Origin of the sequence: Streptomyces physcomitrii (assembly GCF_012273655.1) — a bacterium.
Classification (GTDB): domain Bacteria; phylum Actinomycetota; class Actinomycetes; order Streptomycetales; family Streptomycetaceae; genus Streptomyces; species Streptomyces physcomitrii.
The window spans coordinates 175,808-188,218 of sequence record NZ_JAAWWP010000009.1 but is presented as its reverse complement, the minus strand read 5'-3'; the positions used below and the strand labels follow the sequence as shown (position 1 = coordinate 188,218).

General features: G+C 72.2%; 11 protein-coding genes. 2 read left to right on the top strand and 9 right to left on the bottom strand.

Translation table 11 applies throughout. The annotated features are described in order from the left end of the window. Nucleotides 1-81: 81 nt before the first annotated feature. A complete protein-coding gene (locus tag HFV08_RS16700; protein ID WP_168540276.1) occupies nucleotides 82-2,142 on the bottom strand; it encodes an APC family permease in 2,061 nt (686 codons plus the stop codon). A gap of 296 nt (nucleotides 2,143-2,438) precedes the next feature. On the opposite strand from HFV08_RS16700, the gene HFV08_RS16695 reads away from it, so the two are divergent. Both HFV08_RS16695 and HFV08_RS16690 read left to right on the top strand, forming a co-directional pair. Beyond that, a complete protein-coding gene (locus HFV08_RS16695) occupies nucleotides 2,439-3,107 on the top strand; it encodes a potassium channel family protein (RefSeq protein ID WP_040247302.1) in 669 nt (222 codons plus the stop codon). Further along, the gene (locus HFV08_RS16690) at nucleotides 3,107-3,784 is read left to right on the top strand and encodes a potassium channel family protein (protein ID WP_040247305.1); all 678 of its coding nucleotides are present in this window, start codon (nucleotides 3,107-3,109) and stop codon (nucleotides 3,782-3,784) included. Before HFV08_RS16695 ends, HFV08_RS16690 begins: the two co-directional genes overlap by 1 nt. Before the next feature lie 98 nt (nucleotides 3,785-3,882). Here HFV08_RS16690 and HFV08_RS16685 read toward each other — a convergent pair whose 3' ends face one another. From HFV08_RS16685 to HFV08_RS16650, 8 genes are all read right to left on the bottom strand, one after another. Then, nucleotides 3,883-4,707 (bottom strand): DUF3159 domain-containing protein, encoded by an 825-nt coding sequence (locus HFV08_RS16685; protein ID WP_168540274.1) that lies wholly within the window; start codon nucleotides 4,705-4,707, stop codon nucleotides 3,883-3,885. A gap of 3 nt (nucleotides 4,708-4,710) precedes the next feature. Further along, a complete protein-coding gene (locus HFV08_RS16680; protein ID WP_078844757.1) occupies nucleotides 4,711-5,121 on the bottom strand; it encodes an OB-fold nucleic acid binding domain-containing protein in 411 nt (136 codons plus the stop codon). Between the two features lie 112 nt (nucleotides 5,122-5,233). Next, nucleotides 5,234-5,953 carry a response regulator gene (locus HFV08_RS16675; RefSeq protein ID WP_168540272.1) on the bottom strand — a complete coding sequence of 240 codons (720 nt, stop codon included), beginning with the start codon at nucleotides 5,951-5,953 and terminating at the stop codon, nucleotides 5,234-5,236. Nucleotides 5,954-6,047: 94 nt separating this feature from the next. Continuing rightward, nucleotides 6,048-8,591 (bottom strand): ATP-binding protein, encoded by a 2,544-nt coding sequence (locus HFV08_RS16670; protein WP_168540270.1) that lies wholly within the window; start codon nucleotides 8,589-8,591, stop codon nucleotides 6,048-6,050. 233 nt (nucleotides 8,592-8,824) lie between these two features. After that, nucleotides 8,825-10,063: an alginate lyase family protein gene (locus tag HFV08_RS16665; RefSeq protein ID WP_168540268.1), complete on the bottom strand. Its 1,239-nt coding sequence runs from the start codon at nucleotides 10,061-10,063 to the stop codon at nucleotides 8,825-8,827. A gap of 296 nt (nucleotides 10,064-10,359) precedes the next feature. Then, nucleotides 10,360-11,121 carry a DUF3710 domain-containing protein gene (locus HFV08_RS16660; RefSeq protein ID WP_040247319.1) on the bottom strand — a complete coding sequence of 254 codons (762 nt, stop codon included), beginning with the start codon at nucleotides 11,119-11,121 and terminating at the stop codon, nucleotides 10,360-10,362. Nucleotide 11,122: 1 nt separating this feature from the next. Further along, the gene (gene dut / locus HFV08_RS16655; protein WP_168540266.1) at nucleotides 11,123-11,680 is read right to left on the bottom strand and encodes a dUTP diphosphatase; all 558 of its coding nucleotides are present in this window, start codon (nucleotides 11,678-11,680) and stop codon (nucleotides 11,123-11,125) included. After that, a complete protein-coding gene (locus tag HFV08_RS16650) occupies nucleotides 11,677-12,261 on the bottom strand; it encodes a PaaI family thioesterase (RefSeq protein WP_168540264.1) in 585 nt (194 codons plus the stop codon). Before HFV08_RS16650 ends, dut begins: the two co-directional genes overlap by 4 nt. Nucleotides 12,262-12,411 lie beyond the last annotated feature (150 nt).

The window sequence follows — 12,411 nt, the reverse complement described above, 5'->3', positions numbered from 1 at the left end:
AGCCCACCAGTCTAGGTGCGCGCGGCGGTACCGTTCACCACCCCCGGTCGGAGCCCGGTGGAGCCCCTGCCCCGGCGGGCATCAGCGCCTGCCGCCGCCCGGCTTCGAGGTGTCCTTCGGGCGCTTCTCGACGGGGCCCCGGCGGACCGAGCCCGGCGCGTTCCAGTCGGCGCGCTTGCGGGCGCGCTTCTTTGCGGCCTCGGAGGACTCCAGCTGGTAGGGCACCGAGGTGACCATCACGCCGTTGGTGAACAGGAGCCTGCCCTTGAGGCGCAGCGCGCTCTGGTTGTGCAGCAGGTGCTCGTACCAGTGGCCGACCACGTACTCGGGGATGATCACGCTCACCGCGTCGCGCGGGGACTCGCGGCGGCGGCTCTTGACGTACTCGATGATCGGGCGGGTGATCTCGCGGTACGGCGAGTCCAGGACCTTGAGCGGGACGTCTATGCCGCGGCGGTCCCACTCGGCCTTCAGGGCCTTGGTCTCCTCCGGGTCGACGTTGACGCTCAGCGCCTCCAGGGTGTCCGAGCGCATCAGCTTGGCGTAGGCGAGGGCGCGCAGGGTCGGGCGGTGGATCTTGGAGACGAGCACGATGGAGTGCACCCGGGAGGGGCGGACGATGTCGTCGGCGGGTTCCTCGGGGGCCGAGATCTCCTCGGAGACGCGGTCGTAGTGGCGGCGGATCGCGCTCATCGTGACGTAGAAGATCACCATGCCGAGCAGGGCGACCCAGGCGCCGTGGGTGAACTTGGTGACCAGGACGACGACCAGGACCAGGCCGGTGAAGAAGGCGCCGAAGGCGTTGATGACGCGGGAGCGCAGCATGTGGCGGCGCTTGGCCTGGTCGCGCTCGCTGCGCAGATGGCGGTTCCAGTGCCGGACCATGCCGATCTGGCTGAGGGTGAAGGAGACGAAGACGCCGACGATGTAGAGCTGGATCAGCCGGGTCGAGTCGGCGCCGTAGACGACGACCAGGAGGGCCGCGGCCCCGGCGAGCAGCACGATGCCGTTGGAGAAGGCGAGCCGGTCGCCGCGGGTGTGCAGCTGGCGCGGCAGGTAGCGGTCCTGGGCGAGGATCGAGCCGAGCAGCGGGAAGCCGTTGTAGGCGGTGTTCGCGGCGAGGAAGAGGACCAGGGCGGTGGCCGCGGCGAGGACGATGAAGAAGAACGTTCCGTCACCGAAGACGGCGGCGGCGACCTGTGAGATCACCGGGTCCTGGACATAGCCCTCGCCGACCGGGACGCCGTCCTTGAAGAGGTCCTTGGCCGGGTTCTCGGCCATCCGCACCTTGGAGGCGGCGGCCAGCGCGATGATCCCGCAGAACATGGTGACGGCGAGCAGGCCCATCATCGCCAGCGTGGTGGCGGCGTTCCTGCTCTTGGGCTTGCGGAAGGCGGGGACGCCGTTGCTGATGGCCTCGACGCCGGTGAGCGCGGCGCAGCCGGAGGAGAAGGCGCGCAGCAGCAGGAAGACCAGCGCGAAGCCGGCGAGGCCCTGGTGCTCGGGCTTGATCTCGTAGACCGAGGTGGGGGCGCGCAGCGTCTCGTCCATGAGGAGGCCCTTGACGGCGCCCCAGACGATCATCAGGAAGACACCGGCGACGAAGACGTACGTGGGGATCGCGAAGAGCTTGCCGGACTCCTTGACCCCGCGGAGGTTCATCAGGGTCAGCAGGACGATGATCGCGACGGCGCAGAGGACCTTGTTCTCCACGACGAAGGGGATCGCCGAGCCGAGGTTCTCCACCCCGGAGGAGATGGACACCGCGACGGTGAGCACGTAGTCGACGAGCAGGGCGCTGGCCACCGTGAGGCCCGCCTTGGGGCCGAGGTTGGTGTTGGCCACCTCGTAGTCGCCGCCGCCGCTCGGGTAGGCGTGGACGTTCTGCCGGTAGGAGGCGACGACGGTGAACATCAGCACCACGACCGCGACCGCGATCCAGGGGCTGAAGTGGTAGGCCGAGACACCCGCGATGGACAGGACCAGGAGCACTTCTCCCGGCGCGTACGCCACGGACGACAGGGGGTCCGAGGCGAACACGGGGAGGGCGATGCGCTTGGACAGGAGGGTCTCCCCCAGCCGGTCGCTGCGCAGTGCGCGCCCGATCAGGATCCGCTTGGGCACGTCGGTCAGTTTGGACACGCAGAGGATCGTATGCGTTGGGCAGAGGCCCTGCCTATCCGCCACCTGCCCGCGACCCGGGCAGCCACCTGACCGTCAGGAAGTGGCCAGCCCCCACACCTTGCGCCCCGCCTCCCCCAGGGGCCCCGCCCGGCCGTACGGTACGGGGAGGGCGGCGGTGTGCGGCCCGCGGCATAAGCTCGGCTGCGGGGCACCGGCACGAGTCCGTGGCCCGCTGTAGCCGCTCGGACCGGGAAAGAAGTGTGAGCAGGGTGTATTCGCAGGTCAACGGCGCGACCAGGACGGGGTACAGGTAGGTGCACATCGTCATCATGGGTTGCGGCCGGGTGGGCTCCGCCCTCGCGCAGACCCTGGAACAGCAAGGGCACACGGTCGCGGTGGTCGACCAGGACCCGACCGCCTTCCGGCGCCTCGGTGCCGGTTTCGGCGGGCGCCGGGTCACCGGTGTCGGCTTCGACCAGGACACCCTGCGGGAGGCGGGCATCGAGGAGGCCGGCGCCTTCGCCGCGGTCTCCAGCGGCGACAACTCCAACATCATCGCCGCCCGCGTGGCCCGCGAGATGTTCGGTGTGGAGAACGTCGCGGCCCGCATCTACGACCCCCGCCGCGCCGAGGTCTACCAGCGCCTCGGCATCCCGACCGTGGCGACCGTGCGGTGGACCGCCGACCAGATGCTGCGCCGCCTGCTGCCCTCGGGCGCCGAGCCGCTGTGGCGGGACCCGACCGGCGGCGTACAGCTCGCCGAGGTGCACGCGGACGACTCCTGGGTGGGCCAGCGGATCAGCCGCCTCCAGGAGGAGACGGGGGTACGGGTGGCCTTCCTCACCCGGCTCGGCGAGGCGGTCCTGCCGACCTCCCAGACGGTGCTGCAGGAGGGCGACCTGGTGCACGTGATGATGCGTACGGACGATGTCGAGAAGGTCGAGGCGGCCTTCGCCGAGGGCCCCGAGGAGGGCGGTCACTGATGAGGGTCGCCATTGCCGGAGCCGGGGCGGTGGGCCGTTCCATCGCGGGCGAGCTGCTTGAGAACGGCCACGAGGTCCTGCTCATCGACAAGGCGCCGACCGCGATCTCGGTCGAGCGCGTACCGCAGGCGGAGTGGCTGCTCGCCGACGCCTGCGAGATCACCTCCCTCGACGAGGCCGCGCTGCAGCGCTGCAACGTCGTGATCGCCGCGACCGGCGACGACAAGGTCAACCTGGTCGTCTCGCTGCTGGCGAAGACGGAGTACGGGGTGCCGCGGGTGGTGGCCCGGGTGAACAACCCGAAGAACGAGTGGCTGTTCAACGAGTCCTGGGGCGTGGACGTCGCGGTCTCCACCCCGCGCCTGATGTCCGCCCTCGTGGAGGAGGCGGTCAGCGTCGGCGACCTGGTGCGGCTGCTGCGCTTCAGCCACGGGGACGCCAACCTGGTCGAGCTGACGCTGCCGCCGCAGTCCGCGATCGCGGGCACCCGGGTCGGCGAGGTCCAGTGGCCCGAGGACACCTCGCTGGTCACCATCATCCGCGGGAACCGGGTGCTCGCCCCCTCCCCCGAGGACTCCCTGGAGGAGGGCGACGAACTCCTCTTCGTGGCCGCGCAGGCCCGCGAGGAGCAGCTGGAGGACCTGCTCTCGGTGCGCCGGGAGGACGTGGAGAGCTGAGCCGTACGGCCGGCCCGTACGGAAAGCGGGGCACCCCGGGTGTGGGGTGCCCCGCTCTCTTGCGTCTGTACGTGTCCGGGCGGGCCGGGACCGCCGCCTCAGGTGTCGCGGCGGTGGCGTGCGCCGGTGCTCTCCGCGGGCCCGGCGGCAGCGTCCTGTCCGGCGGCGCCCTCCCCGGCGGCCTCGGCCGCGCGGCGCTCCTTCTCCGCCTTCTCGGCGGCCTCCTCGGCCTCCATCTCGGCGAAGACGTCGATCGGCGGCGGGGCCTTGGCGAGGAAGAGCCAGGTGAGGTAGACCGCCAGCAGGAAGGGCGGGATCTTCAGGGCCACCAGGACCCAGCCGAGCTGGGTGGTGTCGGCCCACCAGTACAGCGGGAAGAGGATCGCGCACTTGGCGAGCAGGATCAGTCCCCAGGCCCAACTGGCCTTCGCGTACGCGGTCTTGCGGCCGGGGTTGCGGGTGCGCCAGGAGAGGTTCTCCTTGAACACCGGGCCGAGGATCAGGCCGATCAGCGGGACCCCGGCGAGCGTGGTGACGAGGTACGCGACGGCCAGGCCCAGGGTGTACAGCATGCCCGGCAGGTAGAAGTCCTTGGCGTTGCCGGTCATCATCGCGAAGACCACGCCGAAGGCGACCCCGAAGACGCCGCTGAAGGCGTGCTTGACGGTGTCCCGGCGCACCAGGCGGACCGCCACCAAGAGCAGCGAGACCGCGAGCGCCGCGATGGCGGAGCTGTGCAGGTCCTTGTTGACGGTGTAGATCGTCACGAAGAGCAGGCCGGGAAGGACGGTCTCCACCATGCCGCGCAGGCCGCCGAAGGCCTCGAAGAGGGCGGCCTCGGTCACGGCCCTGGAGTCGTCCTCACCGGCGGGCCCGCCTTCGTGCGGCTCCCGTTGTGCGGTCGGCTTGTCGAGGGACGTCAAGGGCTACTCCCGTCCGAGCGGTCTGAGTTCGTACTTGGGGTTGAACAGCACCCGGCGGCCGTGGCTCAGCGAGACACGGCCGGAGGCGATCAGCTTGCGCCCGGGTTCGATACCGACGATCGAGCGCCTGCCCAGCCAGACCACGTCCAGCGCGGCCGAACCGTCGAAGAGTTCCGCCTCCAGAGCCGGGACTCCGGCCCGCGGCCGCAGGGTCACCGTGCGCAAGGTACCAGTCACGGTGACGATCTGACGGTCCCGGCAGTCGTTGATCCGGGTGCAGCCGGCGGTCTCGGCGGCGTCCTCGCGCAGTTCCTCGGACTCCAGGTCCTCCTGGGACGCGGAGATGTCCGCGAACCGGTCGAGCATGCGCCGGAACCGGCCACCCGGCCTGGCGGGACGCGAAGAGGCACTCATAAGGGGAAGCGTACCCGCGCGGGCCGGACTCAAGTGAGCGGGTGCGCGCTACTGTGCCGCTTCTCGCACCCGGGCTCCTGGGGCCGGTGGACCGCGCACCGCCGGCCGCGCCTCAGGCGTCGAAGCGGTAGCCCATGCCCGGCTCGGTGACGAAGTGCCGCGGGTGCGCGGGGTCGGCCTCCAGCTTGCGGCGCAGCTGGGCCATGTAGACCCGCAGATAGTTGGTCTCGGTGCCGTACGAGGGGCCCCAGACCTCCTGGAGCAGCTGCTTCTGGCTGACCAGGCGGCCGGAGTTGCGGACCAGGACCTCCAGGAGGTGCCACTCGGTCGGGGTCAGGCGTACGTCGCGGCCGTCCCGGTTGACCTTCTTGGCGGCCAGGTCGACGGTGAAGGTCTGCGCGGTGACGGTGACCGGCTCCTCGCCGGTGCCGGTGGGCTCCGCCCGGCGGACAGCGGCGCGCAGCCGGGCCAGGAGTTCGTCCATGCCGAAGGGCTTGGTGACGTAGTCGTCGGCGCCCGCGTCCAGGGCCTCGACCTTCTCGTCGGAGCTGTGCCGGGCGGAGAGGACCAGGACCGGCACCCGGGTCCAGCCGCGCAGGCCGCGGATGACCTCGACGCCGTCCATGTCGGGCAGGCCGAGGTCGAGGACGACGACGTCCGGGTGGCGGGCGGCGGCGAGCCGCAGCGCCTCGGCGCCGTCGGCGGCCGCGTCGACCTCGTAGCCGCGGGCGCGGAGGTTGATCACCAGGGCCCGGACGATCTGGGGCTCGTCGTCGACCACGAGCACCCGCGTGCCCGCGGTGGCTCCCGTACCGGTGGAGGGCTTCGGCATCTGCGCCCGCCTTTCTGTTTCCGTGGTCACGGGGTGACCTCCTGCGGTGATCCGGCGGCGGCCGGGCGGCCGGTCCCGGTGCCGGGGCGGACGCTCACCGGGCCGCCCGTCCGGAGGGTTCGGCCGCGGCGGGGGGCCGCGGTGCGGGGGCGCGCAGGGTCAGCACCATGGTGAGCCCGCCGCCGGGGGTGTCCTCGGCGGCGAGGGTGCCGCCCATCGCCTCGGCGAAGCCCCGGGCGACCGCGAGGCCGAGGCCGACGCCCGCGCCCCGGGGGGCGTCGCCGTGCCGCTGGAAGGGCTCGAAGATGCGGTCCTTGGCCTCCTCGGGGACACCGGGGCCCCGGTCCACGACCCGCAGTTCCACCCGGTCCCCGAGCGCGCTGGCGGCGACCAGGACCCGGGAGGCGCCGGTGCTGTACTTCACCGCGTTCTCGACCACGTTGGCCACCGCCCGTTCCAGGAGCCCGGGGTCGACCGCGACCATCGGCAGCGACTCGGGGATGTCCAGGGCGACGCTGCCCTCGGGTACGCCGCCGAGCGCCATCGGCACCACCTCGTCGAGGTCGATCTCGCGGATCAGCGGGGTGACCGTGCCGGTCTGCAGCCGGGACATGTCGAGCAGGTTGCCGACCAGGTGGTCCAGGCGGTCCGCGCCGTCCTCGATGCCTTCGAGCAGGTCGGCCTGGTCCTGCTCGGACCAGGCGATGTCGTCCGAGCGCAGCGAGCTGACCGCGGCCTTGATCGCGGAGAGCGGGGTGCGCAGGTCGTGGCTGACCGCGGCGAGCAGCGCGGTGCGGATCCGGTTGCCCTCGGCGAGGGCGCGGGCCTGCTCGGCCTCGGACTGCAGGCGCTGGCGGTCCAGGACGACCGCGGCCTGGGCGGCGAAGGCGGCGAGCACCCGGCGGTCCTCGGCGGGCAGTACCCGGCCGGACAGGGCGAGCGCCATGGTGTCGCGTACCGGCATGTCCACATCGGCGTCCTCGGGGCGGACGCAGGGGTTGGGCCCGACGCTGCCCGCGCTGGTCCAGGGGGCGATGTCGCTCTCGCGCTCCAGGAGGGCCACCGAGTCCATGGCGAAGGTCTCCCGTACGCGTTCGAGCAGGGCGTCGAGGGTGGTCTCGCCGCGCAGCACGCTGCCCGCGAGGAAGGAGAGGATCTCGGACTCGGCGCGCAGCCGGGCGGCCTGGTGGGTGCGCCGGGCCGCGAGGTCGACCACCGAGGCGACCGCCACCGCGACCGCGATGAAGACGACGAGGGCGACGATATTGCTCGGGTCGGCGATGGTGATCCGGCGTACCGGCGGGGTGAAGTACCAGTTCAGGAGCAGGGAGCCGACCGCCGCGGAGGCGAGGGCCGGCAGCAGTCCGCCGAGCAGGGCGGCGGCCACGGTCAGGCTGAGGAAGAGCAGGACGTCGTTGGCGAGGCCCAGGTCGGAGTCGAACTCGTGCAGCAGCAGGGCGAGCAGGGCGGGGCCGCCGACGCCGACGATCCACCCGGCGATCAGGCGCGGGCGCCCGAGCCGGGCGCCCCGGGTGACCGGGAGCCCGCGGCCCTTGGCGGCCTCCTCGTGGGTGACGATGTGCACGTCGAGGTCGGGCCCCGAGTCGCGGGCCACCGTCATGCCGACCCCGGGCCCGAAGACGTACTGCCAGGCCTTGCGGCGGCTGGAGCCGAGGACGATCTGGGTGGCGTTGACCCCGCGGGCGAACTCCAGGAGCGCGGAGGGGATGTCGTCGCCTATCACGTGGTGGAAGGTGCCGCCGAGGTCCTCCACCAGGGTGCGCTGGACGGCGAGTTCCTTCGGCGAGGCGGCGGTGAGACCGTCGCTGCGGGCGATGTAGACGGCGAGGATCTCGCTGCCGGAGCCCTTGGCGGCCATCCGGGAGGCGCGGCGGATCAGGGTGCGGCCCTCGGGTCCGCCGGTGAGGCCGACGACGATGCGTTCGCGGGCCTGCCAGGTGGAGCGGATGTCGTGTTCGCCGCGGTACTGCTGGAGGTATTCGTCGACCCGGTCGGCGACCCAGAGCAGGGCCAGCTCGCGCAGCGCGGTGAGGTTGCCGGGGCGGAAGTAGTTGGAGAGGGCGGCGTCGACCCGGTCCGGCTGGTAGATGTTGCCGTGCGCCATCCGGCGGCGCAGCGCCTGCGGCGACATGTCGACGAGCTCGATCTGGTCGGCGTGCCGGACCACCTCGTCCGGCACCGTCTCCTGCTGGCGCACCCCGGTGATCGACTCGACGACGTCGCCGAGCGACTCCAGGTGCTGGATGTTCACGGTGGAGACGACGTCGATCCCGGCGGCCAGGAGTTCCTCGACGTCCTGCCAGCGCTTGGCGTTGCGGGAGCCGGGGACGTTGGTGTGCGCGAGTTCGTCGACCAGGGCGACGGCGGGGCGGCGTTCGAGGGCCGCGTCCACGTCCATCTCGGTGAAGGCGGCGCCGCGGTGGCACAGCTCCCTGCGCGGCAGTTGTTCGAGCCCGTGCAGCAGGATCTCGGTGCGCGGCCGCTCGTGCGGCTCGGCGTAGGCGACCACGCAGTCGGTGCCGCGCTCCACCCTGCGGTGCGCCTCGGAGAGCATCGCGTACGTCTTGCCCACACCGGGTGCCGCACCGAGGTAGATGCGGAGCTTGCCTCGTCCCATGGGCCCCATTGTCTTCCCGTGACCACCGCGAACCGTGTGCGGACGGTGCCGACGTTACAGCGGCCAAACCGGACAAAGACCGGCAGGGGCGGGATGCGCGGGACTCTTTGACGCAACTCTGATGGGCCTCGCGGGGGCGCCCGGGCGGGGGTACGCGACGGCCGGGCACGCGCGGGGGCCGGGGCCCGGCGGACGATCGCCGGCCGGGCCCCGGCCCCCGCGCGTGCCCCCGCTCAGGCGGTGTTCTCCGCGTGGGTCAGGGTCTCCCAGGCGACGAAGAGGTTGTTGGAACCGGCCGGGCGGTTCTGCTCGGTGAGCCGCTGGGTGTTGGTCATCGGGATGCCGAGCCGCCCGTGCAGGGCGTTGTAGCCGACCTCGGTGACGGGACCGAGGCCGCGCTCGACTCCCCCGCCGCACAGCCAGCCGGGGGGCGCCTCGCCGAGTTCGTACCGGGACTGGAAGCCGAGGGCCTGGCGCAGCCGCTCGCCGACGTCGGTGCCGTAGAGGTCCTCGCCCTGGATGCGGCTGGTCTCGGCGACATGCGCGATCGAGGAGATGCCGTATCCGGTGTGGACGAAGTCGCGGCAGGTCTCCTGGGTGAGCCCGGTGACGAAGGTGCCCTGCCCCTGCCAGTAGGAGACGATCTTCTCCCGGGTGTCGAGGTGCTGGCTGGGCACCGTCTTCGGCAGCTCGCCGTCGGACTCCAGGTAGACATAGGCGGCGGTACGGGTGCGGAAGAGGCCCATCGCCTTGTCGTAGGCGCCCTTGTCCTCCAGGAAGACGGCGATGCCGATGGCGGCCTCGGTCATGGTCAGCTCCCAGTTCCCGTTGGAATTGGAGCCGTTGATGACCTTGGGCAGGTAGACCTCGCGCAGCATGGTGGCGAAGCGCCCGGAGTTCGCCCAGTCACCGGTGTAGGTGTACTTGATGATCTCGGCGGCCCGCGGCCAGACCGAACCGGCCCAGCCGGTCTGCAGCGGGGCGTTGCTGTTGGTGTGGTCCTTGATCGTGGCGGACCAGGCGTCCATCAGCTCGATGGCCTTCCGCGCGTGCCGCTCGTCGCGGGTCAGGTACCAGGCGAGCGCCTGGGTGTACGCGGCGATCGCGTCCTCCCGCTCGTCCGTACAGCCGTAGTTGGGATCCGAGTACGAGCCGCACTCGACGATCTCGCGGGGCTTGGCGGTCCGGGAGAGCGAGGCGTACTTGCTCGCCATCATCTGGTCGAAGGCGGACTTCCAGGGCTGGGCGCCGGAGCCGACCTTCTCGCGGGCGAGGTCCAGCTGGCCCTTGGAGACCAGGACGCCGGGGTGGGCGAAGTCCGCGGGGGCGGCCTCGGCCCGCTGGGCGCCGGGCAGGCCGAGGAGTCCGGCGGCGAGGGCGAGCAGCAGCGCGGCCGCGGTGGCGAGGAAGGCGGGGCGGCGGACGCGGCGATTACGGCGGGGGGCGGGCGCGGAAACGGGGTCGCCTGGCATGTGGGGGCCAATCCGTTCTCGTAGGGGAACAGCATCTGATGGGTGAACACCGTGCTGGCTCGTGAACCTAGGGAGGCGGCCCGGGGGCGTCAAGAGATGAAGGGGCGTTCACAGCCGGGCCGCTTTTCACATTCGAGAAGTGGAGGCGCGGGGAGGGCGGGAACGGGCGGCGGACAGGGAGCGGGCACACGAGAGGGCCGCACCCCGGCTGCGGGGTACGGCCCTCTCCTGGTCCCCGGGCGGCGCGGGGCCGGACCGGGGACGGTGCCTCTGCGGACCTCGGTGGTCTCCGGGTCTCAGCGGACCTCGGTGATCTCCGGGCCGCGGGCCAGCTGGCCCATGCCGCCGGAGAAGCGCGAGGTCGCCTGGTCCTCCTGCTGCACGCCGCCCTCGGCCACCATCTGCGCGTCCTCGGGCAGCTTCAGGACGATCGGGTCGCGGGGCGCCATCGGGCCCTCGCCGCGGACCACCACGGTGTCCCGGAAGATCTGCTCCAGGAGCCCGGCGGCCTGCGGCTGGACCGCTCCCTGACCGGAGATCACCCCGCGCAGGAACCAGCGCGGGCCGTCCACGCCCACGAAGCGCACGACCTGGAAGCCGCCGGTGCCGTCCGGCAGCTTGACCGGGACCTGCGCGCGCAGCTCCCAGCCGAGCGGGCCCTCGACCTCGTCGATCACGCCGCCCTGCTGGGTGATGCCGGTGGCGATCTCCTCGCGCACCTCGCCCCAGATGCCCTCGCGCTTGGGAGCGGCGAAGCCCTGGAGCTGGATGGCGCTGTCGCGCAGTACGACGGTGGCCGCCACGATGGCGTCCCCGGCGACCTCGACCCGCAGCTCCATGCCCTCGACCCCGGGCACGAAGAGACCGCCGAGATCGACCCGGCCCTCGGCGGGGCTGGTCACCTCGGTGCTGTCCCAGGGCCCGTCGGGGCGGGGCTCCGGCTCCAGCCGGACCCGTTCCTCGGCCTCGTCCGCCGCGACGTCGTCGACGTCGACCTGCTCGGCCTCGCTCGCCGCCTCCGCCTCAGCGGACTCCTTCTTGTTGCGACGTCCGAACACGTCACTGTCCTTCCCGGTCGGATACGACCGACGCGTATCGATTCCCGCCCTCTTGCCCGCCGTCTCCCGGCAGGACCTCGGTCCGGCCCGGGTGAGCCCCCACGCCCACGGCGGCGTGACCGCCGGTGGACCCGAAGCCCCCTTCGGCCCGTACCGATCCGGGAAGTTCCGCCACCTCGTGGAAGCGGACCCTCTCGACCTGCTGGACGACCAGTTGGGCAATCCGGTCGAACCGCTCGAACCGCACGCTCTCGCGCGGATCGAGATTCACCACGATCACCTTGATCTCCCCACGGTACCCGGCATCAATCGTCCCCGGGGCATTCACCATGGCGACTCCGCAGCGGGCGGCCAGACCGGAGCGGGGGTGCACGAAGGCCGCGTACCCCTCGGGCAGCGCGATCGCCACCCCGGTGGGCAGCACCGCGCGCTCCCCGGGCGCCAGTTCACAGGGCTCGGTGGTGCGCAGATCGGCGCCGGCGTCACCGGGCAGCGCGTAGGCGGGCAGCGGCACCTCCGGGTCGACGCGGCGGAGGCGCACCTCTAGGCCGGCGCTCACGGGTTCACCTCGAAGGCGCGGGCCCGGCGGACCTGGTCGGGGTCGTTCATGGCGGCGTTGATCTCCTCGGAGCGGCCGTTGTCGATGAAGTGCTCGACCTTCACCTGGATGAAAAGGGCGTCCGCGCGGACCGCGACGGGCCCCTCGGGGCCGCCGATCCGGCCGGTGGCGGTCGAGTAGATCTTGCGTCCGGCGACCGCCTTGATCTCGGCCTCCAGGTGCAGCACCGAGCCGACCGGGACGGGCAGCTTGAAGTCGGTCTCCAGCCGGCCGGTGACGGCGATGGCGCGCAGCAGCCAGTTCAGGGAGCCGAGGGTCTCGTCGAGCGCGGTGGCGAGGACCCCGCCGTGCGCGAGCCCGGGGGCGCCCTGGTGGACCTCGCGGACGGTGAACTCCGCGCTCACGCGCAGGCCTTCACCCGCCCGTGCCTCCAGGTGCAGACCGTGCGGCTGGCCCGTACCGCAGCCGAAACACTGGCCGTAGTGGGAACCGAGCAGCTCACCGGGGGCGGGCGCCTCGGGGTGGCGGTCGGGGACGACGGCGTAGGAGGGCGGGGTAAGGGCTGAAGTTGTACCACTCACAGGCCGAGACCTTACCCCGCGGCGGACGCCGGGCGTCGCCCCGCCCGGCCCCGCATTCCGCGCCGTGGGCAGGGGACTTCGGGCCGCCGCCGCGTGCCCGCTCCGGCACCGCGCTCCCGCCCGGCCCGGGCGCCGCGGGGACCTCGCCAG